The sequence below is a fragment of the Pantoea sp. BJ2 genome (assembly GCF_040255075.1).
Taxonomy (GTDB): Bacteria; Pseudomonadota; Gammaproteobacteria; order Enterobacterales; family Enterobacteriaceae; genus Pantoea; species Pantoea leporis.
Map to the genome: position 1 here is coordinate 113,568 of NZ_CP158294.1, position 26,590 is coordinate 140,157.

A 26,590-nucleotide genomic window follows, 5' to 3' on the forward strand; every position below is an offset into this window, starting at 1 on the left:
ATTATGCTGTCAGTCTCTGCAGTCAAAAGCGCCGGTAAGGCCGGCGCCTACTACACCAACGAAGACAACTATTACTTCCTCGGCGAGCAGTCCACGGAGTGGTACGGCACCGGCGCGGAAAATCTGGGCCTTGAGGGGCCGGTTAACCGCGATACGTTCGTGTCGGTGCTGGAAGGCCAGCTGCCGGATGGCACCGACATGCGCCGCATGGAGGGCGGCGTCAACAAACACCGTCCGGGCTATGACCTGACTTTTTCTGCCCCCAAGAGCGCCTCCGTGCTTGCCCTCGTGACCGGCGACACCTTCCTGGTGGACGCGCACAAGGAGGCGGTGCGCCGCACGCTGGATGAGGTGGAGAAGCTCGCCACAACGCGCACCATGACAGACGGCATCACGGAAATGGAGAAAACCGGCAACCTGGTGATCGCGACCTTCATGCACGATACCAGCCGTAACCTGGACCCGGCGATGCACACACACGCGGTTGTGGCCAATGCCACGCTGTCAGAGAACGGCTGGAAAACGCTTTCCACCGACATCAACGGGAAGCAGGGCTTTACTGACGTGGTCTGGAATGAGCAGGTCAGCATCGGCGCGCTGTATCGCGGGCATTACCGCTCCCTTATCGAGCCCGCGGGCTACCAGACTGAAGACACCGGCCCGCGCGGCGAGTGGGACATCACCGGCGTGCCGGTTAAGCCGTTTTCCTCGCGCCGCCAGGATATTCTCGATCTGGTCGGCGAAAACGCCACGGCAAAGCAAAAGAGCATGGCTGCGCTTGATTCCCGCCAGGCCAAGCACTTTGAAGATCCGGAAACGCTGCGCGAGCACTGGCAGTCGGTATTAAAGGATACCGGTTTTGACGTAAAGACGTTCAGGGAAGCGCTCGAAGACCGCCGCCAGCAGCGTGAAGCTGAAAGCGCCGGTGAAGAGAAACAGGTGGCCACGCCGTCCGTACTCGACGGCGCGGTGCGTGAGGCCATCGGGCGCCTGTCGTCGAAAAACGTACGCGTGACGTACGACGACGTCATGACCAGCGTGCTCAATCATGTACCGATTGCAGAAGGGGTCTACGGGCAGGCGCGTAAGGCCATTGATAATGCCATCGGTCACGGCCAGCTTATCGCCGTGGACAAAAATCAGACGCTGTTCACCACCGCCGCCCACGTCCGCGACGAGGCGCGCCTCGCGCAGCTGGCCGGCGGGCTCGCGGAAAAGCAGGGTGGACTCAGGGCGCCGGCGGGCGAGCGTGGCGTGCTGGCGCAGGTGGCCGACGCCGACCGGGCCGTGTCGCTGATTGACGTGCGCGGGGGTACACAGTTCATAAGCGATCTCAACCGCAGCATCATGACAATGGCCAGTGAGAGCAAACGTCCGCTGATCGTGGTTGCCGCCGACGGCGCCGCGCGCAAACGCCAGCTCGCGACCTTCGGGGACAAGCCCGGCGTACAGCTTATGACGGCGGAGGAGATGAACAGCGCTGAGCTGCCGGCGCGACCGCTGGTGCTGGTTGCGGAGGCCGAACGTTTCAACACCTCGGGGATGCACGACGTGCTGAAGACGGCGGCACAGCACGACGGTGTCACGCTTGTGACCGATACTCACGCCCGGCGCACGGCAGGTTTTGCATCAGAAGTGCTGAGCGCGGCAGGCGTGAAGCAGTTTACCGCCTCGCCGAAGACCGAGAACGTGCGCGTGACGATGGTGCAGAAGGACACGGTTGAAGACCGGCTCAGCGTGGCGGCGCGCTACTACGCGCAGGAAAAGGCGCAGGGGCGGCCGGTGTCGCTGCAGGCGGGCAACGCGCGCACGCGCGACCAGCTCACGGCCCGCACCCGGGAGATCCTTACCGACGAGGGGCAGCTCGGGCGGGTACTGGGTGAGGCCACTGTGCGGGTGCCGGTGTGGCTGGACGCCAGCAACCGCAACGACCGCAGCGTGTACCGCCAGGGCATGGTGCTGGAGCATCACGAGGCTGAGGGCCAGAAAGCGGTATTTACCATCGCCGGCGTCAGCGAGCGCCACAACCTGCTGACGCTGAAAGACGAAAAAGGACAGACGCAGGGGGTGAGCATCAGCAGTATCGACAGCCATTACCGGCTTTACCGCGAGAAAAAGCTGGAGCTGCGGGACGGTGAGCAGCTGCGCGCCACGGCCAGGCTCGGCAGCCGCGCCGGCAGCGGGGAGCGGCTGACCGTCACCGGCGTGAAGGAGGGGCGCTGGCTGTTTAAGGACGTCATCACGATGGAAAATGCAAAGGGCGAGCGCCTGAAGCTTGACCGCAACGCACCGCTCTATGCGGACTACGCCTACGCCGAGTCCTTTGGCGCCACGCGCCGCACGGAGGGGAGCGTGGTGGCGGTGCTGGCGGGCAAGGAGGTGAACGACGCGACCGTAAACATGCTGCGCCGCAGCGGCTCGGACGTGATTGCATTCACCCCGCTGGACGAGGCCACCATCGGCCGCCGGCTGGAGGAAAACCGCCCGGTGGTCAGCGTAACGCAGGGCATCCGATCGCTTGCGGGCGAAAGCGACCTTGCGGACGCGCTGCGCGAGCTGGAGTCGCGGAAGATGTCGCAGCCGGAGCGCGCCATGCGGCTGGCCATCGAGAAAGCCACCGGCACCGACGTGACGTTCACGGGCGTCAGGGCGCTCGCATCCGTTGTGGCAACCGATCGCGTGATGACGCCGGCGCGCGCAGAAGAAGAGCTGTCGCGTCTGGTTCAGCGCGGCGAGATTTTTGAGCTCAGCGCGGAGCAGGGCGCAGCCGGCAGATACATCTCGCGCGAGAACTTTGAAAACGAGGTTGCCATCCTGCGCCACGTTGCTGAAGGGAAAAACGGCGTTGAGCCGCTGCTGGCCGGGGGGCTGAGTAGTGAGAAGGCCGCCGGTCTTACCGACGGGCAGCGCGAGGCGGGCAACCTCATCCTGACCACGCGCGATCGCTTTACCGCCATTCAGGGCTATGCCGGCGTGGGTAAAACCACGCAGTTTCGCACCGTGGCGGCTGCACTCGCCGCCGCAGATAACGCTCCGGACATTCGCGGGCTGGCACCCACGCACCGCGCGGTCAGCGAGCTGTCCGGTGCGGGTATCCCGGCGCAGACGATTGCGAGCTTTCTCAGCGAAAGCAGCCAGTGGCAGGCTGCCGGACAGGCGCGCGACTTCCGCAATACCGTATTCGTTATTGACGAATCCTCCATGAACGGCAACGCCCAGATGGCCTCCCTGATGAACGCTGTCGCCGAAGGCGGCGGTCGCGCGGTGCTGAGCGGGGATCAGGATCAGCTGAAGTCGCTGGAGTCCGGCGCGCCGTTTGCGCTGGCCCTTGAGCGCAGCGCCGCCGACGTGGCGGTAATGAAGGAAATCGTGCGTCAGATCCCGGCGCTGAAACCCGCCGTGGAGGCGGTTATCGCCGGGAACGTGCGCGAGGCGGTGCGGATCACAACGGACACCAGCCCGCAGAGCGTGCCGCGCCAGCCGGATGCGTTTGTGCCGGAAAGCAGCGCAGTGGACGGCAGCACGCTGGCACCGGTGGCGGAAGGGCCGGCAGGGGCAGGCGGTGAGGCTGAAAAACCCGACCTCACCGGCATGATTGCCGACGACTTTGCCGGGCGGACCCCGGAGGCGCGCGACAGTACGCTTATCGTGACAGAGCTTAACGCCGATCGTGAAGCCATAAACCGTGCGGTACATGACCGGCTGCAGGCGCAGGGGGCGCTGGGTGACGGTGTCACGGTGCCGCTGCTGGCACGCGTGAACAACAGCAATGCCGATCTGGGCCGACAAAAGTTCTGGGAAGCGCAGGAGGGCAACGTAGTGCGCCGGGGCGAGCAGTATTACCGGGTTGAGGAAACCGATACGGACAGCGGCGTGGTGCGCATGAGTGGTCTCGACGGCGCGCCGGACCGCTGGATCAGACCCGCTGAACTGCGTAATGAAGACGTGGCGGTGTTTGAGGAGGTTACGCGGAACATCAGCCCGGGTGAGAAAATCCGCCTGACGACGACGGACCGCGACCGCAACGTGCGCGCCAGCGACATGGCCGTGGTGTCAGGCATTACGCAGGAGGGAAAAATTCTGCTCGATACCGGCGACCGGCATCTGTCTTTCGATCCGGCAGCACGCTATGCCGACCGCCACATGGACTACGGCTACGCCGTGACCACCTACAGCTCGCAGGGCGCATCGGTGAAGTATCTCATCGGCCTGTTCGGCGAAGAGGGTGCCAGAGGGCGGATGGCGGCGCTGGACAGCACCTACGTACAGCTCTCAAGGGCAAAGGAGCACGTTCAGACCTACTTTGACAACCTGTCCGGCTGGGCGACGCAGGTGGAGGGTAAAAGCGGGCGGCGCCAGACGGTGCACGACGTGCTGATGCGGGCGGAGGACGTGAGGGCGGACCGGGAGATACAGGCGTGGGACAAAAGCCTGCCGGTATCCGGCACGCGCCTGGCAGACCGGGTCGATCGGGACCTGACGGCGGATGCGCGCTTTATGGCCGGAAAGACGCCAGAAATGCTGTGGCCGGTCATTAACGAGCATGGACGGCAGCGAGGCAACTGGCACGTTCCTGTGTCACCCTCCAGCGGGGAGGTGGATTTTTCCGCCGCCCACTATGAAGGGGCCGCAGACGGTGAACGCATAGTTATTCAATGCGGTGAAAAGTACGGAAAGGTGCTGGAAGCCACAAATATCATGGTGGCCCTACAACTGATTAAGGACAATCCGGACAAACAGGTAGTGCTCCCTGCTGACCACTGTGAATGTTCAGGTAGTACAGTCACGCCATCAACGACAGATCCGGCTGGCGAGGAACTGGAACTGCGCGAAGCCGAGGCGCTCGAGAAAGCCATTCGTGCCGTGTATGGTCAGGAAGAGAAAGAGCCTGAGTACGCCTCACCTTATGAGGTACGGAGTGCTCCGGATGAAAAAGTCAGAGAAAGGGAGGCTGTGTATGAGGAGGAACGGGAGGAACTGCGTAAACAGGAGGCATTTAATGACCGTGACATCGACCAGTCACTTGAACGGGGCGATTCTGTAACAAGAAACGGTGATGTCAACTTGGTGCGCCATGAACACATCGCTTCTGAACCTGATATTGTTCATGAACCCCAAAAAACGATGGAGTAATCCATATGGTTTTATTACTTGCTGGCTTTTACAAATCGTTGACGTGATGATGCTGCTTGCCTGGCTGCTGAAAACCTTTAGCTGAACCTGCTCTGTTACCTCTGGATTCATGAAGTAAATGTTCGCCCGGTTTCAACCATAACTGTTGATAACGCTATCAACAGTTTTTTGGGTAAACGCAATCTGCCAGGCATGAATGGGGCGAGTCAGTAGGGCATGAAGTCGCGGACGAGCTTGACGTCGATGCCCCCCTATCCTGCATGCAATAGCTTTCTCCGGCTACTTCGCATCAAAGAGAATTAGTTACAACATTCTAATGGGCTCTTATTAACATCGCCGGAGCCGAACTTATCCCCTTTGCCCCTCTCAATCAGGCAAGCACCATATCTGACCGCGTAACAACAGATTAAACAGCGGTCCCATAAAAATGAGTTCGGAAAGAGAGTACAAATTAGGGTTCTAAGCCGGACATTCAGAATTCAACGTACGTTACGATTTTCCCGGAATCTGCTTGTAGCTTTCCGTCAGAGGAAGTATACCTATCAGAGTTTACCGGTTTATCCCTAATTCCCGAAATAACATACTTAAGAGCAGGGTTTGATGCTGACAAACATCAAAATTCCAATATTTTCGCCATCAAAGTCGTAAAGCATACGGTAGCCCACGATATCAACATCGCCATGGTACTCTGATGAACTTTACCAGGACCCTTTCAGGCTATATGCGGGGTAACATTCCGCCGGGGAGCAGCCTGGTCTTTGAGCGCTGGCGGAATACTAAGAGCGGCGAGCGTTTCCTACACATCTATTTCCAGGGTCAGAGCCTGGATGACCTGCGGCGCCTGCAAACGATCGATAAGGAACATCCGCTATCGGTGGAAAAGTGGCATCAGACTGATTGCCGGTTAAAAGAAGTGGGAACGTTGTGTCCGATGAAGACATCTATAAGCGCACTCAGGCGTAATCTGGGCCACACGGCTATCACGCCGGTGATTTATAGCTAAATAAATAGCATCGATTGAAAGCGATGGTTCACGGTATAAGATATCTTAAAAGCTTAAACTGTCTTATAAATAGGGATGTAATTGTGCTCAGCAAAGGTTACGATCAACTTCTTGTTGAGCTTCATATACCCTATTCGGACGGAACGGCATCTACTTGATGACGAAGAATGATTAGAAAATGAATACCCCAAACCTTTATGTCGATCATCTTGCCTGGTGCGGTCTTGTGGCTCTGAACCTGGCCCGTCAGGCTGGCACGGTCAATTCTCCCGCGCAGGAAAACCTCTTTTTGTGCCGATGGCTGGCGACGGCAGAAAAGAGGAAGCTATTCAGGCGTGAACTGGCTAGCGACATACGCTGGTTGCTTAAAGAAGGCAGAGATAAGGGGCTTAGGGCTGATCTTCCTGGAAAACTGGAGTATCTATGGCGGGCAAGCAGAGGAGATTTGCTGGCGCAGAGTGATCTGTTCCGCCTTCAGCACGTAATGCATGCTATTACGCTAACGGGTATTAATTACGGCATTCTCACGGAGTCCGAATGGGAAGGGCGGTACGCTGTAGAACTGAGTTCTAAAGTGCCGGGTGTATTTATAAGAAAAAGTAATCTGCAAACTGGCTTTAATGCTGATGGATGTCAGATAAGCTCTATTGATGTCCGTATAACGGCAGAACTCTCTGCGGTGGATGATCTGCTATCCCGTGCCGGGTGGAAACGTATATCAGATACTGAAAGTCCGCTATGGCACCAGCTGGTGGCTGATAGTCAGGAACATTAACCCAAATTTATTTCGGAATTTTGAACACAAAAAGCTGGCAGGTCAGTCAACTGTTGAGCAAAGGGGTAGTTTTCATTGCGTTGCAACGTCAGCTACCCCTTACTCATCGGTCGACTGAATAACGTTCTAAAGGCTATTAATTTAACCACCGGTATTATCAACAATCTGATGAACAAACTAATCGTTCAATCTTCTGAAGTACTGTGGCGCTTCATTCATCTACGTCATAGATCTCATCTAAATTTTGGCTCTGGCCTTCCCACTCAATTAGTCTACGCTCTCTTTCACTTTTAAAAGTTGGATCAATAGTTGTTTCAGAGGGCGCTAAGATATATTTTTCGATGAATTCTAAGTTGGGATTGCTTAAAAGGCGTTGTGCCAGCCAAAGAAATGGTTTTTCAACGTTGTAGTTTGATTTTGCGCAAACATCATAGTACTTGATATTTTTCTTTTTTAAAAAACTCAGACCAAGGGACGAAGATGAATCATTTAAAAGGCATAGTTTATTTCCAACAGCAACAATCGGAATGTTTTCACAAATCCTAACTAAATCCCGGTGCCAATATTCAACATTTTTAGAAGAACGTTCACTGAGTAAATCCCACATAATAATAGCGCAATGAGTATTGATGTAATAACTATCCTTGAGACGTCCATATTTTTCTTGACCAGAGGTGTCCCAAACTTCAAAATTTATTTCTCCCGAATTCGTATTAAATGTTACAGGGTGTATCTCTGAGCTGGTAATTGAATGATAAGATTTTTCAAGTTCTGCGTTTAGAAAACGTTTGATGAAAGTTGTCTTGCCTACGCCGCCATCGCCAATCAGAGCTACTTTGAATGTTCGCATACCATCGTAAACAGTCATGAATGTCTCCAGGAAGAGGTTTGAAGTTAATTTTAGCAGGATTTTTTTAATTGAGCTTCTGATTTTTAATATCTGGCTTCTTTATTCTGGTAACTAAATTAAGGGGGCTGGATGACAACTATTAATTTTTTCGCCAGTATTGGTTATTGCCGAAATATTAGCTATGCTCGCTATGTTGTGGCAGTGTAGCCCTAACCAACTCAGGAGGCTTATAGCTGTCAAACAAACCCTTTAAAGCGTTTGTCGAAGAGCAACTTAATCTTGCAGCAAAAAAATCATCGATAAAGGCGATACCTTAATACCCAGTCCTTGATTAGGTGATAATACGGCATCTTTTGATTTTTCTTCCTCTTCGACTGTCTGAATCGGTAATTAACGGCATTCAACGGTGATGGGACAACTTTATCAGATTGACAGAATTTAGAGCTGCCAGATCATACCCCCTACGCAGGGCAGATTAACCCGAAATACGGGCAGAAGCCCTTGCATAGGTTTTATATCCATATTTCGGAGAAGTACAGCCCGTTTATTTATTAAAATAATCGAGACAGGGGTTTAACGCATGTTTAACACGGCTTTGACCCTGACCCCGAATATGATCCAGGCATAATCAGGAATAACCGGCTTCAGGTGGGTTGTTTATTCTTGCAACCAGCAGAGTTTCGGCGAATTCGGATCGAGTCATCCAGCCCAGCGCAGAATGAGGGCGACTCTGGTTATAGTGTATGCGCCAGCCTCGATTTTGCATCGCGCATCCTCCAGAGACATGAACCCGTTCTCGTTCAGGCACTCCTGCCGTTGAACGACTCTACCAGGGTATTATCCGTGGCCGTGCCAGGCCGTGAGAAGTCAATCCGAATATCACGTTCGTGCACCCATTTATTCAGCATTTCAGCCACTTCTGAAGAGCGCAGGTTCTGGCCTACGCAGATCCCCGGACACTCACGCGTATAGAGATCGATTACCGTCAGCAGGCAGAGCCGGCGACCGTCAAACAACGCATCGGAGACAAAATCCATCCCCCTTACGTGACCGGGATACAGCCCCTGCGGCTGTGGCTGACGTTTCAGGGCAGATTTAGTTTAAGCCGCAGCGGTAGCCCCTGCTCACGGTAGAGCCGGTAAACACGCTTGTGATTATCGCGCCAGCCTTCCCGTTTCAGCATGATGTGGACCCTGCGGTAGCCATAGTGCACGCGGGTTTCGGTTATCTCCCTGATGCGCAGTCGCAGCGCGCTGTCGTCTGCCGCAACGGAGCGGTAGCGGAACGAACTGCGGCTGACCTGCAGCGCAAAGCAGACCTGTCTTTCACTGGCACCGTAGCGGGTCTGTAAGTCCCTGACCCATTCGCGCAGGCCTGCCAGCGTCAGCTCTTTTTTGCCAGCACGTCCTGCAGCATGGCCTTGTCGAGGCTCAGCTCGGCAACCAGCTTCTTCAGGCGAAGGTTTTCCTCTTCGAGCTGCCGCATATGCTTCAGTTCTGAAGGAGAAATCCCGCCGTATTTTTTGCGCCAGGTAATGGGATGGACTACCTCTTCCCTCTGCGCTTAACTGAACATAATTCATCCAGCAGGAGTGTGACTATGAACATCGCATTTATGGGCATCGACCTGGCAAAAAATGTTTTCCAACTTTGCGGACTGAATCAGGCAGGCAAGCCGGTTTATACCCGGCGTGTTGAGCGAAAAATTTTACTTCAGACGCTGGTCAATATACCCGCCTGCCTGATTGGTATTGAAGCATGTACGGGAGCATTTTACTGGCAAAGGGAATTTGAAAAACTGGGTCATAAAGTGAAAATCATCAGTCCCCAGTATGTTAAGCCTTTTATTCGCGGACAAAAAAACGATGGCAATGATGCACAGGCAATCGCGGTGGCACTGATGCAACCAACAATGCAATTTGTCCCCCCGAAAAGCCCGGAACAGCAGGATATACAGGCGTTACATCGGGCCAGACAACGTATAGTTAATCACCGTACTGCAACAATCTGCCAGATACGAGGGCTTTTACTTGATCGCGGCATCTCAATTGGTACGGCGATGTCCAGAGCCCGCCGTGCTGTTCCATTAATACTTGAAGATGGTGAAAATGGATTAAGCATAAGAATGCGAAAGACAATTGCTGAACTTTATGAGCTTTTCATAGATCTTGAGAAACGGATCAATTTTTTTGATAAGGAGATCGAAACTGTGTTCAGGCAATCAGCAGAATGTCAGCGCATAGCCAAAGTTAAAGGGATCGGCCCGAAAACGGCTACAGCTGTTGTTGCTGCGATCGGTAATGGTCAGGAATTTAAAAACGGCCGTCATTTTGCGGCATGGCTTGGACTTGTCCCGCGGCAGCATTCGAGCGGAGACAGACAGGTGCTGATGAACATCACTAAGAAAGGCGATAAACATTTAAGAACACTTTTAATTCACGGAGCCCGCGCAGTTGTCCGGGTAGCAACAAATAACAATGATGGTTCTCTAAACCAATGGGTTAATCAGTTAAAAGAACGACGGGGTTTCAATAAGACTACTGTCGCGGTGGCAAACAAAAACGCCCGGATTATCTGGTCGATCCTACGGCATGAAACTGAATATCAACCCGCATTGAATTAAGGCTTACCTGATGAAAGTTGCAGCGTACTGAAAATGGTAACAGGTTGCACCTGCACAGTCGGAACCTGATTTTTATACTGGTCCCTGAGACCGTCCAAGTGTTGAGGCGACTGTGTGCGGATTTCCCATTTGGGCACAGGCATATTCCTGATGCCGGATAGATGTTAGCAACAACCTAAACCTGACCCAGTGCTTGCAAAACAGAGGTAGTCCATAGATATAAAATGTGGCGTCGGAGATACCCAGCTTGTGGCAGACTTCCGGCACGGACGTACCACGCTCAGCCTGCTTCAGGGCAAAGACAATCTGCTCTTCGGTGAATCGTGACTTTTTCATCGGCACAACCTCCGCTCAGGGGAGTTATCATCATGCCGGAATTCTGTTTTTGAATAGCGAACGATTTCGGGTCAGGGTCAATTTTGAGAAGATATTATTCGAGATATTCCCCCACTTTTCCAGAAAAGTGACGTAGAAAGAGCTAAGGGAATGCTACATACTTTTATTAGAAACGTATGATTTTCCAGTAATCTTGATCGAAGTCGAATGACCCCCCCCACCGCCTGAGGGTAAGTACGGCGCTTAGCCCGCCTGCGCTGGAAGACTTTGACTTGCCTTTATTTTAAAGGGAGCGTCAGCGTAAAGGCGTGACATCCCACCAGTTGTGGGTGGCTGCATAACAGGGCCTGCAACTAATACAGTCTGGATATAATGGTTCAATGCCACTAAAATTTAGAAGGTTTCTTCTAAATTTTAGTGCGAGACAGTGAAGATAGTGAACTAAAATTTTATAAATAGTATAAGCATCATTTAGATTGACAGATTAATGTCAAATCCGTATTTAAAATAACATGCATTATTTTGCATTCAGTATTTTGAGGGGCAGTTAACGATTGACTAGTCGCACGGATTTAATTTAATTGAAATTATGAATGCCGCTAAAAATTCCTGTTGCATGACTGCTTAAAAAAGAGGCGCAAAATGAGTGGTGAGGAAAAAATAAATAATGCAGAGCTCGTTTTTATTTTTTTCAAGGATAAATTCGCGGGCGATCTTGATGTTTTCTACAAAAACCCCAATAATTTTCTTAGTCTGAAAACGCTCAAAAGACGAAATTTACTAGGCATACCGCTATCTGATGATGATGTGCCTGTATCAAAAGAGTATATCGCAATTATTAAAAGTATGAATTTTGATGTCTTAGCCTCCTCCAAGTGGTTAAACGGTGTTGCAGTCTACGCATCGACTCATCAAATTGAGGAGTTAAATAAAGTATCTTTTGTTGAACATGTAGAAAGCTTTGTTAAGAAAAACAAGGGCTTTAACATGCTTCGTAAAAACAAGTATTCAGTGAATTTAAGTACTAGTGAAGAGATGCCATGCATTTCATCAGCCCATAATGATAAATTTGATTACAGGCAACAGCTTGAGCAGCTAAATCTGAATAAGCTTCATGCCATGGGCTTAACTGGTAAAGGAATATCTATTGCAATAATTGATGGTTGGTTTAAATCTGCCGAACGTTATGGAAGTAAGATTTTTAGAAGGCTTTGGGAAGAAAATAAAATTAAAGACACATTTAACTTTATTGAGGATAATCGTGATGTATATTCAAAAGAACTGCCTAGTAATCATGGCGCTAGGGTATTAAGTATCTGTGGAGGGTACTATGATGGTAAGTCATTAAATCAAAGTTTGAGGGGGTCTGCTTATGATGCCGATTATTATCTTTATCTAACCGATGATGATTCAGATGTTCCAGAGGCAGAAATATATTGGATTGCTGCAGCAGAAAGAGCGGATATGTTCGGTGTAGACATAATCAACTCATCATTAGTTTATAATATATTTGAAGATGACCGTTACAGCTATACATATGAACAAATGGATGGTAAGACTTCGTTCATAGCCAGAGGAGCACAGATTGCCTCTGATAAAGGTATCATCGTCGTTAATGGAGCCGGTAATGATGGTGAAGATGATTGGCATTATATTGGTACTCCAGCAGATAATGAAGGAGTGTTCACTATTGGAGGGGTTGATTGCCTTGAGCATGTTTTTAAGAGCAGCTCTTATGGTCCCAATTCGTCAGGAGTTCCTAAACCTGATGTTTCAGCTAAAGCTTCATTCGTATTTGGGTCTCAAAACTATCCTAAAATAAATGTTGGTCATAATAATTTCGGTACCTCTTTTTCAACACCATTAGTTGCCGGTGGGATCGCCTGTCTACTACAAGCTATTTCACCCAAAACACCTCGGTATATCATTAAAGAAGTGCTGAAATCGAGTGCTTCTTTACTAATGGCATCCAGCAAAGTGCAATTAGGTTGTGGAGTAGTTGATTTTGCCGTAGCGCTTGATAAATTATTATCTGACATAAACAACGTTGTTAATGATCCTGATAATAAGTGGAATTGAAAATTACGATGTACTATAGGTAGGGTGAGCCGATTAATTTGTTAAAGCACGTAGAAAAGATGAACCCTATGTATGACGTTCAATTGCATGTGCTGATTTCTAAAAAGAGGACATATCCATTTTTCTCCAGTGCCTTACAAACGTTCATGTTATAGATATGGAAAAAGAAGTTTGGTATCAGGAGTTTTGCTCATCTGAAAGATTTGAGCTGTTTAATGCATAACATTATGGGTCAAGGCCTCACTTGGCTTCTGGCGATGATATCATTAAAAACAGAGATCTTAGTATCTCAGGACGGAATTTGGAATGACGTTGACATTAAACCAGGGAGTTCTCTTCCCGAGGCTATGGCCATTGAAAAAAAATCAAATACTTACTTAGGGTCCAGTGATTTTTTCAAAATGGGAAAATGAAGAGGGCATTTATTCCAGTACTTTGGCAGCACACAAAAACAATGATTTTCCGGCTTAAAACAAACAAAGTTTTAAAAAGTTCTGGGAAATCAAAAATACCATTTTCCAAGTCAATCCTACGACTGATAATTCAGAAGAACACTTCAGACTTGCATCAGAAACTGCGGACTCACTTCACTTGTCCAGGGTGTTACCCGCCAGAAAGAAAGGGGTACATGCGTTGATTGAAAGTAGCGAGAAGTTCAATAATGGTAATCACAATGGAGACAATTTGCGGCCTGACAATACACGTAGTGAGTATCATCCGAAGTTATTTAGTTTGTGATGTAAGACGCTTTTCCTTTGGACAAAGTTGATGGCACCGACATTGTACGCAATGGGGCGCGAAGCCGCCCGCAGACTAATATGCACATTCGCCAATAATCTGCAGGCGTGTTACCGCAGTTGGTAGTGTTAGGATCTTATGTGTGAGCCTGGAATGAACGCCGTAAACGTACCTTCATGCAATGTCGCTTAGGTTTTCTGACTCATATGCTGGCGCTCTTCATCCGGAATGTCTTCCGCTGCTGAAAGAAAGGTGTCTGCTGAAGCCTCTGCCGGCTCAATCGCGATTATCGGCTACGCGTGCTGAACTCGGCATTCAGCCAGTATGAGAATGTATATACTCTGCTGGCAAAAGTCATGATGTCACCGCGCGGGCGGTGACTGATACCGAGCAGGTAATCCATTTCTTCCGCGAGGGCAGGGTAACGTTCATTAAACTTCAGCGCATGCTCTTCGAGCGTCATCGGCCAGTCTGTATCTTCCCTACCACGCAGTATGCTGGTAGCACGGATGGCTTTGCGCGCTGCTGCCCTCTGCTGACGCAACCGCTGGGGAAGACTCAGGTCAGGGGTCAGTTGCTGAATATAGCCATCAAGTGCAGACATAAAATCACCGTTAACGGAAATCGAAATTTCCCGGGATGGCCTGAACGCGTGAAAATGATCACGCAGGTCTTCACCGTATACACATACACAATGATGCTTAAGCCAGTAACCCCAGCTGAGCTGGTTTTCGGGATCCAGAACATCTTCAAGGGCACCGGTATCAAAATCGACGCCAGAAATCACCGGATATTGTTGCTCAAGAGCCTCCTTTATAGCGGAAAGTCTTTCCTGATCCTCAGATAAGGGATGTCGATTAAGTACAACCGTCATATCAAGATCGGATATCTCTTCCCTGGCAGTGCCTGCCTGAACGCTTCCATAGACATAAACACTGTGGATGAGTTCATCTGCGCGAAGCATCTCCAGTGCCTTTTTCACTAACGGTCTGAAAGCAGCCTGAAATGTCTTCAAAACCGGTACCGTTATCAGCCCGTGATTATCAATGGCCATATTGCCCTACATACTTTCCTGAAATACCCTCCAATGGTTTACACCATAACCGAATATAGCTTCAACTGCAGTAATGGCCATGCGTTGGTGAGCATCCCTGACCACGAGTCTTTGGCGTCACAACAGGGGCTATGTCGTTCGATGTAAAAAGGACCTTAATGTTAAGTGGTAAATGTATATGATCATCATTAAGAGGTCGCTGCATAATCGATAAGGCATAGTGAGCCGTAAATTAGATTGCGTGAGCCGAAAAAGCTCAGTCTGAGCCATAAAGTTATGAGGTGAGCCGTAAATTTGGAGAGGTGAGCCGTAAGTTTGGTGAAGTGAGCCGCAAATATGTTAAAGTCGGATGATTATCTCCTATGTTCAAGAATGCGTCCGGTCAGATGAGTCGGTTTGAGAGTTTTAAGCCCGTTATTTTATGAAGCGCAGGATAATGAAAAAATGATCTCCCCGCAGGACATTCGGCACAGCATCCTCATCACTATTGTGAATGCGGAATCTCCGGTCAGTTCCGGTGATTTGGCGGATCTGCTCAATATTAGCCGCGCGACTGTAAAGCGCCATATCGAAGTGTTAATGGCCGAAGACAAGGTCATCAGGCACGGCACAGGGAGAGCCACCCGCTATACGGCACAGGACAATGTTAAATCTGGCATCCAGCCTAAGGTGCCGGCGGCAGAAGAATTTTCTGCGATCAAGACACAACCAGTCCACTCTGCAAAAACACTTCTCGATTATCTCAACTCACCTCTAACGGTAAGGGAGATCTCCGGTTATGATCGGGACTTTGTCGGGAACTATATTCCTAATAAAACTTTCCTTCTGCCACAAGAGCTGGCATCCGATCTGATGGAGGAAGGCAAAATGATAGGACAGCAGCCTGCCGGCACCTATGCCCGAAAAGTCCTTAAACAGTTACTGATCGATTTGTCATGGTCTTCATCTCATCTGGAAGGTAACCGGTTTTCCTTACTGGACACGGCAGAACTTTTCAAAAATGGTGCGGCCACGGGCGACCTGGATGCGGTCATGCTGCTGAACCACAAGCAAGCCATAGAGTTCATGGTTGACGCAGTACCCGAATCAGGGCTGACCGGTGCGGTTATCAGCAATATCCATGCTTTACTGATGCACGATCTCCTCTTAGATCCAGACAGTCTGGGCGCAATCCGACGCAAGATAGTCAACATCACCGGCTCGACCTATACACCTTTGCAGGCTCCCATGATGTTGCAGGATATGTTCGACTCTATTCTGGAGAAAGCGAGACTGATTCATAACCCCGTAGAATCAGCCTTTTTCCTGTGGGTGAACATTGCCTATCTGCAACCTTTCGAGGACGGAAATAAAAGAACCAGCAGGCTGGCGGCCAATATACCTCTGATGATCCATAACAGCGCCCCTCTCTCATTTCTGGATGCAGATGCTGAAGGTTACGCCTACGCGATGATGGGTGTTTATGAAAAGCGCGACGTCACACTGGCGATTGACCTGTTTGAGCATCTCTATCGTCGTTCGATAAAACGCTATGCTGTTACCCTGGAAGCGATGGGGGTACCGGATCCGTTTCGGCTTCGTAACAGAGAAAACTTAAATACCACCATCCGTTTTATTGTGGCCGAAGGTGAGAGCCTTGAGAAAGCATTACAAAGAATAAGCCTGCCCCCTGAAGACGCTGAAAGATTCAGGCAGCTTTTGCAGCAGGAACTACGCGTTCTGAATACCAATAACTGCGCCCGTTATCGCCTTTCAATTCGTGTAACCAAACAGTGGATCGGTCAGGGCCGACCGGATTAACATAGGAAAGAACCACTGCAATACTGATGGTCAGCTCTGACAATTACGGTGTTCACCTTACCGAATAAGCATTAATCGCGCTTAATATGAGCCCATCATTTACCACGCAGAAAATCTTTTTCTTTGCAGGTGGCTGGCAACCGCTGAAAAGAAGCGGCTGTTTGGCCGTGAATTGGCTAACGATATCCTTTGGTTGCTGAAAGAAGGGAGGGAAAAGGGGCTGCGGGCGGTTTGCGTGGCAAGCTGGAGTATCTCTGGCATGCCAGTAGCGGCGACCTGCTCGCACAAAATGTGCCTTTTCAGGCTGCAGCACTCATGCACGCCATAACTCTGACAGGGATTAACTATGGGGTGTTCAGTGAAATCGAATGGGAAGGTCGCCATGCCACCAAATTAAGTCCGAAAGTGCCGGGACTGTTTCTCAGAAGGGCAGATCTTAACGCTGGTTTTAATGAACACGGGGGCCAGATAACACCTCTCTCCGTGCGCATCACTGCCGACCTTTCAGCAGTGGATACGCTGCTGTCACGAGCAGGATGGAAGCGTGAGCCTGATGATGACAGTTCATACCTGCACCGTCTTATCGCCAGTGGACAGAGGAGTAGCGGCAGTTAATCACCTCCAGGCAAAAGTAATGAGCTGTCTGTGGCGGTTTTTGCTACTTCGTCTTCTGACAGTCCAATCATCTCTTTGACAGATTACAGAGACATGCCACTTCCATGCAGTTCCAACACAATATCTAGCCCGCCTATTATAAGGATAAAGACTGCGTCGACCTGTATAAAACAGAACCGGAATTACAAGCGGCAGCTTTTTATTTCCCGCATCAAGATGTCGCTGCATAGCTGCTATGGCGTAATGCATCAGGCGAAAAGCCATTTACCTTTTGTTACTGGTCATAGGAGTTATCTATAACCAGCGCGCCTCCACTTACGCTGTCAGCCTCATGCCACCTGAAGGGCAAAGAGGCTCCCTGATAAACAGGGATGAGATTAAAATCTACGCAGGTTAGGATCGGTTCTTAAACCTGCATATCAACAAAAAACAATCAAAATATGGATACCCCAAACCTCTACGTCGATCACCTTGCCTGGTGCGGACTTATCGCACTGAACATGGCGCGTCAGGCCGGAACCGCCAGTTCCGCTGCGCAGGAAAATCTCTTTTTATGCAGATGGCTGGCGGCGGCAGAGAAGAAGCGTCTGTTCCGGCGTGAACTGGCTAATGACATTCGCTGGTTGCTCAAAGAAGGGCGGGAGAAAGGGCTTCGGGCGGATCTTCCAGGGAAGCTGGAATATCTCTGGCGGGCGAGCAGCGGCGATTTGCTGGCGCAGAATGTTTTATTCCGCCTCCAGCACGTGATGCACGCAGTTACCCTTACGGGTATTAATTACGGCGTTCTCACGGAATCTGAATGGGAAGGACGCCATACTGTAAAACTGAGTCCTAAAGAGCCGGGGGTGTTTATGAGAAAAAGCGATCTGGAAAACGGATTTGATGACGATGGGCGTCAGATTAACCCTCTCGCTGTACGCATCACCGCCGATCTTCCTGCCATGAATGCGCTGCTGGAGCGTGCGGGATGGCAACGTCAGGCAAGAACACCATATCCTCTGCTGTATCATTTAATGACCTGTCCTCAGGAAGGATAAGGGGGAAGCTCCGGTTACACTTTGCCGCTTTTTACGCTCCACATATAACCTGACTGAAACTTAGCAGGTTGACGTTTCAGTCAGAACTTCATCAAACAGTGCCCGTCGTGTCCTGGTCATTCAGAACAAGTATAGCTACCTTGATCCGTGACCGGTCTCTGCATCACCGCTGACGCGTATGAAATTCTGCATTCAGCCAGTAGGCGAATGTCGTTATCCTGCCAGCGAATGCCATTATGTCGCCACGCGGGCGATAACTCATGGCCAGCCAGTATTCCATCTCCTCAGCCAGTGCCGGGTACCGTTCATTAAACCACTCGCATTGTTCCTCGAGCGTGGCCGGCCAGTCCCGGTCCTTTTCAGCCCTCAGAATACCCGTTGACCGGATGGCTTTACGGGCCGCAGCCCTTTGCAGCCTCTGTCGTTGTGCGGGTTCTGAAGATGGTTTCATCTGTGCAGCGTAATCATTAAGCACAGTAAAAAAATCACCGTTAACGGCTATGGCGATCTCCTTCGAAGGCCTGAAGGCTGCAAAACGTTCGCGTAGATCCTCGCCGTATACGCAGACACAATGGTGCTTAAGCCAGTATCCCCATCGATTGAGCTGCTGAGGATCCATTACAGTGGAGAGGGTGCCGGTGTCCAGGTCAATTTTACTGATTATCGGATGCGCCTCTTCGAGCGACGTGATGACCTCAGTCATTGCAGGGGATCCAACCCTGATGCTTTCACGGCTGAAGATAACCGTAATGTCCAGATCAGACACCGTAGCTACGGCAGTTCCCTGAGCCACGCTCCCGTAAACATAGATACTGTGTATGTTATCTGCCTGAGAAATGACAAGAGCTTTAGCAACAGCGCTAATCACATTGCTGAACTGAGGCTGCAAATTGTTTCCATCAGGGACGGAGATAAAACCAGTTCATCAACAGCCATTTTACTCAGCTTCATCAAAGAACATGTTTACATTATGAAGGATAGGCCTGGACAGTTCACCCGATCTGTAAACCCCGTGCAGGTGAAGAGTGCGAGACAGTACAACTTTACCCCGCGCTGCTGGCACATATTCTGCCAGAAGTCCCTACCTGCAGCGTTAAGCTACACGTCACACCATAATTCGGTTGCATAAAACACCATCATTTGCGAAAATTTCGAATAATTGATAAAGGAGGTATTCATGACACAACTTCATAATAAGCTTCCTTCCCTGCAGGAAGCGGAACTTGCGCGCCTGTGCAGCCGGGAGCTCTCCGCCGTGCTCGAAACACGCGCAGAGTCACAACAGGTTTCACTCACTGACAAACGTGGCCAGACCCACAATGTCAGCATTCCAGTCAGTGCGCTGCGCATGCTGGTTGATGTACTCACGGAGCTGGGTGAAGGAAATGCCGTGCGCCTTGTTCCAGTCGGGGCAGAGATGACAACGCAGGAAGTGGCCGATCTGCTCAACATTTCGCGTCCAACGTTGATTCGTCTACTGGACAATGGTGAACTGCCTTACCATCGTACGGGTAACCGTCGTAAAATCCGCTATGTGGACGCGCTTGCATACCGCAACAAACTGTTGAACCAGAGGCATGATGCGCTTGGTGAGCTGGGCGCGCTCGATCAGGAACTTGGGCTGGGTTACGAATGAGTTCTGGTTATACCATAGTATTTGACGCCTGCGTTCTCTACCCTGCACCTCTGCGTAGCTTCATGATGTACCTTGCTGCCGGCGGGCAGTTTCGTGCGCGATGGAGTGAAGACATCCATGAAGAGTGGATCCGTAACGTGTTACTCAATCGCACCGAGCTTAACAGGGCTCAGCTTGAACGTGTCCGTGCATTAATGGATCGCCACGTACCGGATGCACTGGTTACTGGATATCAGTCCCTGATTGAATCCATCAGGGGATTGCCTGACGAAGACGACCGTCACGTCGTTGCCGCTGCGATTGTTGCTCAGGCAGAAGGCATTGTTACGTTTAACCTCAGGGATTTTCCTGACGAGGTGCTGTCGGTGTGGAACCTGCGTGCTATTCACCCTGACAGCTTCATCACTGATCTTACCGACCTGAACATCACCGTGGTGATCGACGCGGCCCGGCGCCAGCGCGCCAGTCTTTTGTCTCCGCCTTTCACGCCCGATGAGTATCTTGACTGCCTGCTGCGGCAGCAGCTTCCGGAAACCGTCTCCCGGTTACGGCCTCTGGCAGCATTAATCTGAATACACGCACGTTAATGACATTCGGAGCGGGCCGGGCAGATGATTAATAAGGTGCCACCTTTAATCAGGCCAATCGTCCGCCTCCATCAGTCCGACCATGGCACCTTTGTGTGCTTCAACCATACGTATGTACCGCATGACAATCTGGGTCTGAGTCCAGGTGCCCTCCTGCATAATTTGAGCGATTGAGATTCCTTCTCTGGCCATATCCTGCGCGGCCCCGACGCGCGCGCTGTGGCCACTTCAGCTGGAATAGCGTCCCTTGTTAGTATTAAGGGGAGTTTTAGCACCCGCCTGTTGTCTTGCGCGGCGCCAGATGTCTTCCAGGCACGGGGCACTCATAGGCACTTCAGTGACTGACGTGATTTTGTTTGACCGGTGTACAGGGCAGAACAGTACCGCATCGGGTTCGCCCGCCAGGCCAGCCGCGTTAATCCATTCCATCAGCTGTTCAGAAGAGCGGGTGCTGAACGCCTTAACGATACCACCAGACTGAAGGATGGTTTTGGTCCAGCCCACGTCAAGGATAATGCGGCCATCGGCCGCCCGTGAAATGTCCCGCACCCGCAGGCGGGATAACTCACTCATACGCAGCAACGTATCATATGCCACGTGCATGAAGGCAAGATCCCTCAGGTGCTGAAGCCGGTAAGAATGCTTCCAGGCAGCATCGAGACGATTCGGCTCCGGCCGGCAAAAGGGCACCGCCTGCCCGGTGCGCTCGCCTGATACGATGGCGGTACGGTTAATTTTCTTTTTGGAGCGCACCACGTCGGGCGATATAGTAGGAGGCACCAGTCCGGCGTTACGGTGTAACATTGATATAAGCGCAGCGTGCACTGATATGGTTGAGGTTGATCGGCCAATCGCCTGCAGGTGGAACAGATAATCCTGCATATCCTCCGGCGACATCGGCAGAAATGAACGGCGTTTGTCCTGCGACCAGCGCCAGCAGATCCGCATCACGCTCAGCAACTGGCGCCACGTGTTAAGCGAGAAGGCCTCGCGGTGCCGGACGAACGCGGCCAGCTTCGCGTTGAGATTGTCACCGGCGCTGCCGCTGAAGGCCACGCCGGTAAAACCGGTGATATCGTTCATGTATGCTCAATATTTGCCCGCTTATCAGACGGCAGCGCTACGTTAATTCTGCGGGAAGAGCAGGGGTGATGGCCGACAGATTTTACGTAGCGCTGCCGGAGTATTAACCATCCGCGCCCGGCCCGGTCATCAGCGCAGCGCTCAGGTCTCGCCGTTTCGTATAAATGGCCATAAAGCTCAGCGCACGATACAGGGGGTTTTTGCCGTTTGTCTAGCCTTATATAAAAAGATAATTATATGAAGTTAGGATTGTATGTGATGATCTTGCAATAGTAGAGTGCTGATGATCAAGATCAAGATTGATAAAGAGTTAATTAGAAAAGTTTATATTTTTAATCATCGCTTATTCTAGAAATAAGTGAGAGGTAGTCAGAGTTCCTACAAGTCTAATATAAATTAGGATATTGAGCTTATTCAATTGGTTACAGGGCAGTGATGGCTTGGGATGGGCTGATAAGATACTTATTATATAGATTTGGGTCATTTTGATGGGTCTTGTAAATGATCCATTTGGAGTCCATTCCCATGAGTAAGATTATATAGAAGGGTTATCCTCACGAAAATGAACGATGTGTTCAGGCTGGGGTAACAAGCATATTAAATTAAAATGAAAAATAGACACCCCCACCATATAGATCTCTTATAAAGCATAAAAAATACACAGATAATCTATTATAAATGTAAACTCGTGCCAGGGTTGTTAGGTGAATTGAGGCATGCGACTCGCTTAGAAAAAGATAAGTTTTGATTGAAACAATTTTACATATTAGGATAAATCTTATACTATATGGATCGCGTGCAAAAGGGAGGCTCTAGTGAGAAAACCATTGGGTGATGGCCGAAAAACTTTCCTATTCGGTTTAAAAAAACATCAAAAAGAATTACTAAGAAAAAATAAAACTTATCTTGGTCGAGAAGTATCTTTTGAAGAAGAATATGAGCCTATTGACAACCCTGTATTGAATTTTGTTAAGTCAATCTCATCCAACAAAGAATTATCCAAAAGATGTATTCGTGATGAAAAGATAATTATACCTAAAACCTTTAGTCTATATGAGCAGCCTGAAGTGGCTCTCAATTTTATTTGCTCAGTTGCAAAGGTCTTAGCTGTTGGAAAAAAGAAATCATATACAATCGATTACTCAAACACGAGATCTTATTGTTTAGGCGCTGAATGCTTGTTAGGCTTAGCCGTAAAAGAAGCTCGTTTACTTAGCTCGCAGAATAATGGAAGTGTACCTCAGATTCATGGAGTCTACCCCAAAAACTCTCAGCACCTTGAAATTATCCGAGAGGTTGGAGTAGTGAAAGATATGTCTGATGATAACTCTCATACTATTCAAGATTTCACTCGAGACGATAAGAAAAAACAGAAAAGAAGGATATTTAGGGAGGAAAGCATTGGTAAAGAAGATCCATCCGCTTTCGCTAAAGATAAAAAGAACTCAACAGCTGAAAGTTTCAGCAAATATATCAACCAATGTCTCTTAGACCACCGACTTGAGTTAAAAGAGGAGGCTAATGATTTTCTAACATCCTGCATGGGTGAATTGTTAGATAATGCAGAAAGACATTGTGGGCTGACTCAGCGATCTCGATGGTACGTAAGAGGGTATGTCAACAATAGTGATAAGAATCCAATGTGCGAATTATCTGTATTCAACTTTGGGAAGACTATCGCTGAAACATTTAACGAACTACCTAAAGATCACTATTCGCTTACAAAACAAGTAAAACCTTATGTTGCAAGGCACCTATCTAAACCAGGCATGTTTGAAGAAGGTCTGGTTACAGTCGCAGCCTTACAGGGTAGAGTGAGCTGCAAGAATATTCTGGAAACTGACAGTTGCGGAACGGGTACAATTGAGCTTCTTAAGTTCTTCCAAGATATGATTGATGAGATTGAAAGGATGCGAGGACGTGGTAAGAAACCACCCAAAATGTCACTAATATCAGGGAAATGTCATCTATCATTCGATGGTAGATATCCATTAAATAAACGATTAGTAAATGATGGGGATAGTGAGTTTTATACATACCCGTTTAACATGGAAGGCCTTGAAAAAGAACCCGATAGAGCCTATCTTAGAACGATGAGCGGGGCTAGATTCCCAGGCGTGATGATAAATATCCGTTTCCCTCTTCAAAAGACAGTCAGTATTTGAGGTGAGAGGTGAAGATGAAAATGTCAAAAATTAATATTGATTTCAATAGAATAGCTAAAGATCAGAGCAAAAGACTTTTCGCTGGTAGAGCTAATGGTCAAGAAGCGTACAAATATTTTAACATATCGAGCTTTAGCCATGAGAGTAACGATAGGCTAAACCTATCAATCCCTGAGGGAGTTGTTGTTTCTAGCTCATATTTTTTAGGTATGCTTGAAAAAGTTTTGCCCAAATTTCGTTCACCTAAAGATTTTTACGCTATTACCAGCATGGACGGCAAAGATTACCACGAAGGCATGCTGACCGAATTAGACCGGGCAGTAAGAAGGGGTCTGCATAAGAATGAGCCTTTCTTTTAAAGCAGTATGTTCACCTATTAAATTTAATAAGATAACGCACCATTTACTGGGCGTTATCTTTATGTTTTCATCCACAAATAATGTTTACTCCTACGAGCTTAATCCGTTAATTAGTAGAATTAATCAAAAAGAGAATATTGATATTTCGAACTGCTCTAACTCAACAGATCGTTTCGACCCAGTATTTCTTCTTTCTAAAAGGTCTGAAGTTTCCGTACTGGCTTATAATGATTGCAACAAAAAAACTACCGATAAAGTTAATGATGTAAATTCTATTTATAACATAGTCAAAGTTCCTGATGGTGGCCCCGAATGGGTGTCAATAATAATCTCAATGTTAGCTTTATTGGCATCCATTGGCATCCCTGGCTATCAATTTTGGCGACAAAGAAAATCATCTGTTAATGAAGGTTTTTGGTTGAGGGAAGTTATATTCCCAAAATTAAATGAAATCACTTTCTCAGTAATAAATACATTCAAACAAAGCTTAGATTTGAACTTGCCTGATTTTGCCATAGCCTATGGAAGAGATTTAATTCCTGCACTAAACCAGTTGAGGGATGCATCATCTCTGATGAATTCTTTCCCCAAAAACGAAGATTTCGTTACAAGAATGGAAACGATTTGCGATTCATTTGAGAATGAAGTCGATAACAATCAAAGTAAAAGTAAAGAGATTAGATTAACAGATATTAACGATTTTCATAATAAAGTAATATCCTTGTTCATCGAATATCACTTCAAAAACCTTTGATAACTAAATCTTCTTAATTTTTAATGATCTGATTTATAAAATTGCAAGAAGGTTAACCAAACTTAGACACCTGATAATCAGATAATTACCTACTATTCATAGCAGAATTCGTTGCCAGCGAACCGCTGCCGGCGGAAAAGGTGTTTAGCAAAGAGAAAGCTAAGAGTAAAAAGAAATGATGTGGCCGGAGCCTTGAACTTTAGATGGTGCCGCCGTTCCCAACGAACTTAGAACCAGATCAGGGGCGGCGCGCATTCGATGATGAAGGTGAAATTTTTATGTGAAGGAGAGAGGTCAGCTTAGTCTGTGGGGCGCCTTCACATATGCAATTTAACATAATTCACGTTATGCGCACTTTAGTTGTGAGTGCTATTTGATAATGTCACTTTTTAGCTAGTTCATAATGTCACCCAGATATGGCGCTTTTGCCACCTTTTCTGGGAGATCTCTGCTGATGCTGGTGACCATGTCGAACAAAGAACTTCACCGCCTTCCCGTCATTCAGGCTGTTATCGAAAAACGTCTGCGCCGTCGCGATGCTGCTTCACAGTTGCAGCTCACTGAACGTCAGGTTCAGCGGTTGATGAACCGCTATCGCGAGTCCGGCGCTGCCGGGCTTACGAACGCGCGCCGTGGTAAACCCGGCACTCACCGGATTGATGATGCGCTGCGATGCCAGATACTGACGCTGCTACGTGAAAATTACGTCGGTTTCGGGCCCACACTTGCCGCAGAAAAGCTCCAGGAGCGTCACGGGATCGCTGTCTCCGTTGAGACGCTGCGATGCTGGATGACTGCTGACGGACTCTGGATCCCGCACGCTCGCCGTCAGCCCCGGATTTATCAGCCACGCCAACGGCGGGATTGTCTTGGCGAACTTATCCAGATCGACGGCTCTCACCATGACTGGTTCGAAGGCCGCGCACCAAAATGCTGTCTGCTGGTTTACATCGATGACGCGACCGGTCGTCTGATGCACCTGCGCTTCTGCCAGAGTGAATCGGCCTTTGATTACATGATGGCCACGCGCGATTACATCGACAAGCACGGCAAGCCGGTGGCGTTTTACAGTGATAAGCACGCAGTATTTCGCGTCAGCCAGGCAGAAACACGCCGTACCGGGATGACACAGTTCGGACGCGCTTTGCACGACCTGAACATCGACCTTATCTGTGCCAACAGCTCGCAGGCTAAAGGCCGCGTCGAACGCGCCAATCTTACGCTTCAGGATCGGCTTGTTAAGGAGATGCGGCTCGAGAACATTTCCGGCATTGATAACGCGAATGCCTGGCTTGAGACATTCATCAGTGACTTCAACCGCCGCTTCGGCAGGCCGGCAACATATCCGAAAAACCTGCACCGGACCGTCTCGGAGAGCGGTCCGGAGCTGGACGATATCTTCGCCTGGCAGACGCTGCGTACGCTCTCAAAATCACTGACTTTTCAGTACGATAAAATTTTATATCTTGTTGAACCTACGGAGGAAAACTCGCGCATTGCCGGGGAGAAAATCCTTGCTTTTGATTACCCGGACGGTACGCTCGCATTCCGCCACGGCAGCAGAATCCTGGAATATCAGATGTTCGATAAGCTGGAGTGTATCAGTCAGGGGCGCATCGTTGACAATAAAAGGCTCGGCGCAGTGCTGAAGCTGGCGCAGGAAAAGCAGGATGAACTGGAAGCAGCAGGAAAAAGAAAACGCAGCCGTCATATGCCTAAAAGACGGGCGCAGGTTCAGGAACAACTCAGGGCAATCAATCCGGTTCTGGCTGACCCGTCACTTTTCAAATCCAGCCTGAAAAAGTGAGTTCACTGCCCTTTTCTCTTCATCAGAAGTCAGCAGAAAGTGACATTTAAAACCGGGAAATCAGGGTGACATTATCAACAGGGATAGACATTAGTTGTTACTCCAAAACGCTAATGTCGTACGCAACAACTCACAGATGTCGTCTCTGAACTAGCCT

Annotated in this window: 16 protein-coding genes and 5 pseudogenes; 14 read left to right on the forward strand and 7 right to left on the reverse strand. The window is 49.3% G+C overall.

The annotated features are described in order from the left end of the window. Positions 1–3 precede the first annotated feature (3 nt). The 3 genes and pseudogenes from traI to AAF463_RS23890 all read left to right on the forward strand — a co-directional run bounded on the left by traI (position 4) and on the right by AAF463_RS23890 (position 6,911). A complete protein-coding gene (gene traI, locus AAF463_RS23880) occupies positions 4–5,133 on the forward strand; it encodes a conjugative transfer relaxase/helicase TraI (RefSeq protein WP_350262718.1) in 5,130 nt (1,709 codons plus the stop codon). 656 nt (positions 5,134–5,789) lie between these two features. Then, positions 5,790–6,136 (forward strand): annotated as a pseudogene (locus AAF463_RS23885) (histidine-type phosphatase); the annotation flags it as partial. A 178-nt stretch (positions 6,137–6,314) separates the two neighbouring features. Beyond that, positions 6,315–6,911: a DUF2913 family protein gene (locus AAF463_RS23890; RefSeq protein WP_350262719.1), complete on the forward strand. Its 597-nt coding sequence runs from the start codon at positions 6,315–6,317 to the stop codon at positions 6,909–6,911. 211 nt (positions 6,912–7,122) lie between these two features. Here AAF463_RS23890 and AAF463_RS23895 read toward each other — a convergent pair whose 3' ends face one another. Both AAF463_RS23895 and AAF463_RS23900 read right to left on the reverse strand, forming a co-directional pair. Further along, entirely contained in the window at positions 7,123–7,779 is a 657-nt protein-coding gene (locus AAF463_RS23895) for a GTP-binding protein (protein WP_350262720.1), read from the reverse strand. Positions 7,780–8,389: 610 nt separating this feature from the next. Then, positions 8,390–9,291, reverse strand: a pseudogene (locus AAF463_RS23900) (integrase core domain-containing protein); the annotation flags it as partial. 69 nt (positions 9,292–9,360) lie between these two features. Here AAF463_RS23900 and AAF463_RS23905 point away from each other — a divergent pair. Next, positions 9,361–10,383, forward strand: coding sequence for an IS110 family transposase (locus tag AAF463_RS23905; RefSeq protein ID WP_350261167.1), 1,023 nt, complete (start codon positions 9,361–9,363; stop codon positions 10,381–10,383). Between the two features lie 219 nt (positions 10,384–10,602). On the opposite strand, the pseudogene AAF463_RS23910 reads toward AAF463_RS23905, so the two are convergent. Further along, positions 10,603–10,719 (reverse strand): annotated as a pseudogene (locus tag AAF463_RS23910) (transposase); the annotation flags it as partial. Between the two features lie 642 nt (positions 10,720–11,361). Between AAF463_RS23910 and AAF463_RS23915 the strand changes: the two are divergent. After that, positions 11,362–12,798 (forward strand): S8 family serine peptidase, encoded by a 1,437-nt coding sequence (locus AAF463_RS23915; protein WP_350262721.1) that lies wholly within the window; start codon positions 11,362–11,364, stop codon positions 12,796–12,798. Between the two features lie 1,024 nt (positions 12,799–13,822). Here the strand turns inward: AAF463_RS23915 and AAF463_RS23920 are convergent. After that, positions 13,823–14,590, reverse strand: coding sequence for a nucleotidyltransferase domain-containing protein (locus AAF463_RS23920; RefSeq protein WP_350262722.1), 768 nt, complete (start codon positions 14,588–14,590; stop codon positions 13,823–13,825). 396 nt (positions 14,591–14,986) lie between these two features. Here AAF463_RS23920 and AAF463_RS23925 point away from each other — a divergent pair, with 396 nt between their 5' ends. Together AAF463_RS23925 and AAF463_RS23930 are read left to right on the forward strand one after the other, a co-directional pair. Beyond that, positions 14,987–16,390 (forward strand): Fic family protein, encoded by a 1,404-nt coding sequence (locus AAF463_RS23925; protein WP_350262723.1) that lies wholly within the window; start codon positions 14,987–14,989, stop codon positions 16,388–16,390. Between the two features lie 189 nt (positions 16,391–16,579). Then, a complete protein-coding gene (locus tag AAF463_RS23930; RefSeq protein ID WP_350262724.1) occupies positions 16,580–17,005 on the forward strand; it encodes a hypothetical protein in 426 nt (141 codons plus the stop codon). A gap of 135 nt (positions 17,006–17,140) precedes the next feature. Here AAF463_RS23930 and AAF463_RS23935 read toward each other — a convergent pair. Further along, positions 17,141–17,287: pseudogene (locus AAF463_RS23935) on the reverse strand (Rpn family recombination-promoting nuclease/putative transposase); the annotation flags it as partial. A gap of 158 nt (positions 17,288–17,445) precedes the next feature. Between AAF463_RS23935 and AAF463_RS23940 the strand changes: the two are divergent. Next, complete coding sequence (locus AAF463_RS23940; protein ID WP_350262725.1) at positions 17,446–18,042, forward strand: DUF2913 family protein; 597 nt, start codon at positions 17,446–17,448, stop codon at positions 18,040–18,042. A 163-nt stretch (positions 18,043–18,205) separates the two neighbouring features. Here AAF463_RS23940 and AAF463_RS23945 read toward each other — a convergent pair whose 3' ends face one another. Beyond that, positions 18,206–18,931, reverse strand: a complete 726-nt coding sequence (locus AAF463_RS23945; RefSeq protein ID WP_350262726.1) for a nucleotidyltransferase domain-containing protein — start codon at positions 18,929–18,931, stop codon at positions 18,206–18,208. Positions 18,932–19,219: 288 nt separating this feature from the next. Here AAF463_RS23945 and AAF463_RS23950 point away from each other — a divergent pair, with 288 nt between their 5' ends. Together AAF463_RS23950 and AAF463_RS23955 are read left to right on the forward strand one after the other, a co-directional pair. Further along, a complete protein-coding gene (locus AAF463_RS23950; RefSeq protein ID WP_350262727.1) occupies positions 19,220–19,678 on the forward strand; it encodes a helix-turn-helix domain-containing protein in 459 nt (152 codons plus the stop codon). Continuing rightward, positions 19,675–20,250 (forward strand): PIN domain-containing protein, encoded by a 576-nt coding sequence (locus AAF463_RS23955; RefSeq protein ID WP_350262728.1) that lies wholly within the window; start codon positions 19,675–19,677, stop codon positions 20,248–20,250. The genes AAF463_RS23950 and AAF463_RS23955 overlap by 4 nt, the downstream gene beginning before the upstream one ends. Before the next feature lie 60 nt (positions 20,251–20,310). Here the strand turns inward: AAF463_RS23955 and AAF463_RS23960 are convergent. Next, positions 20,311–21,348 (reverse strand): annotated as a pseudogene (locus AAF463_RS23960) (tyrosine-type recombinase/integrase). 815 nt (positions 21,349–22,163) lie between these two features. Between AAF463_RS23960 and AAF463_RS23965 the strand changes: the two are divergent. From AAF463_RS23965 to AAF463_RS23980, 4 genes are all read left to right on the forward strand, one after another. After that, the gene (locus AAF463_RS23965; RefSeq protein ID WP_350262729.1) at positions 22,164–23,513 is read left to right on the forward strand and encodes a hypothetical protein; all 1,350 of its coding nucleotides are present in this window, start codon (positions 22,164–22,166) and stop codon (positions 23,511–23,513) included. A 20-nt stretch (positions 23,514–23,533) separates the two neighbouring features. After that, positions 23,534–23,872, forward strand: a complete 339-nt coding sequence (locus AAF463_RS23970) for a hypothetical protein (RefSeq protein WP_350262730.1) — start codon at positions 23,534–23,536, stop codon at positions 23,870–23,872. Next, entirely contained in the window at positions 23,856–24,626 is a 771-nt protein-coding gene (locus AAF463_RS23975) for a hypothetical protein (RefSeq protein WP_350262731.1), read from the forward strand. The genes AAF463_RS23970 and AAF463_RS23975 overlap by 17 nt, the downstream gene beginning before the upstream one ends. A gap of 466 nt (positions 24,627–25,092) precedes the next feature. Continuing rightward, a complete protein-coding gene (locus tag AAF463_RS23980) occupies positions 25,093–26,433 on the forward strand; it encodes an ISNCY family transposase (protein ID WP_350262732.1) in 1,341 nt (446 codons plus the stop codon). Positions 26,434–26,590: the final 157 nt, after the last annotated feature.

Excerpts from the sequence above, each read along its gene's own strand:
- traI (WP_350262718.1), top strand. The coding sequence starts at position 4 with ATGCTGTCAGTCTCTGCAGTCAAAAGCGCCGGTAAGGCCGGCGCCTAC.
- AAF463_RS23890 (WP_350262719.1), top strand. The coding sequence starts at position 6,315 with ATGAATACCCCAAACCTTTATGTCGATCATCTTGCCTGGTGCGGTCTT.
- AAF463_RS23895 (WP_350262720.1), bottom strand. The coding sequence starts at position 7,779 with ATGACTGTTTACGATGGTATGCGAACATTCAAAGTAGCTCTGATTGGC.
- AAF463_RS23905 (WP_350261167.1), top strand. The coding sequence starts at position 9,361 with ATGAACATCGCATTTATGGGCATCGACCTGGCAAAAAATGTTTTCCAA.
- AAF463_RS23915 (WP_350262721.1), top strand. The coding sequence starts at position 11,362 with ATGAGTGGTGAGGAAAAAATAAATAATGCAGAGCTCGTTTTTATTTTT.
- AAF463_RS23920 (WP_350262722.1), bottom strand. The coding sequence starts at position 14,590 with ATGGCCATTGATAATCACGGGCTGATAACGGTACCGGTTTTGAAGACA.
- AAF463_RS23940 (WP_350262725.1), top strand. The coding sequence starts at position 17,446 with ATGGATACCCCAAACCTCTACGTCGATCACCTTGCCTGGTGCGGACTT.
- AAF463_RS23950 (WP_350262727.1), top strand. The coding sequence starts at position 19,220 with ATGACACAACTTCATAATAAGCTTCCTTCCCTGCAGGAAGCGGAACTT.
- AAF463_RS23955 (WP_350262728.1), top strand. The coding sequence starts at position 19,675 with ATGAGTTCTGGTTATACCATAGTATTTGACGCCTGCGTTCTCTACCCT.
- AAF463_RS23970 (WP_350262730.1), top strand. The coding sequence starts at position 23,534 with ATGTCAAAAATTAATATTGATTTCAATAGAATAGCTAAAGATCAGAGC.
- AAF463_RS23975 (WP_350262731.1), top strand. The coding sequence starts at position 23,856 with ATGAGCCTTTCTTTTAAAGCAGTATGTTCACCTATTAAATTTAATAAG.
- AAF463_RS23980 (WP_350262732.1), top strand. The coding sequence starts at position 25,093 with ATGTCGAACAAAGAACTTCACCGCCTTCCCGTCATTCAGGCTGTTATC.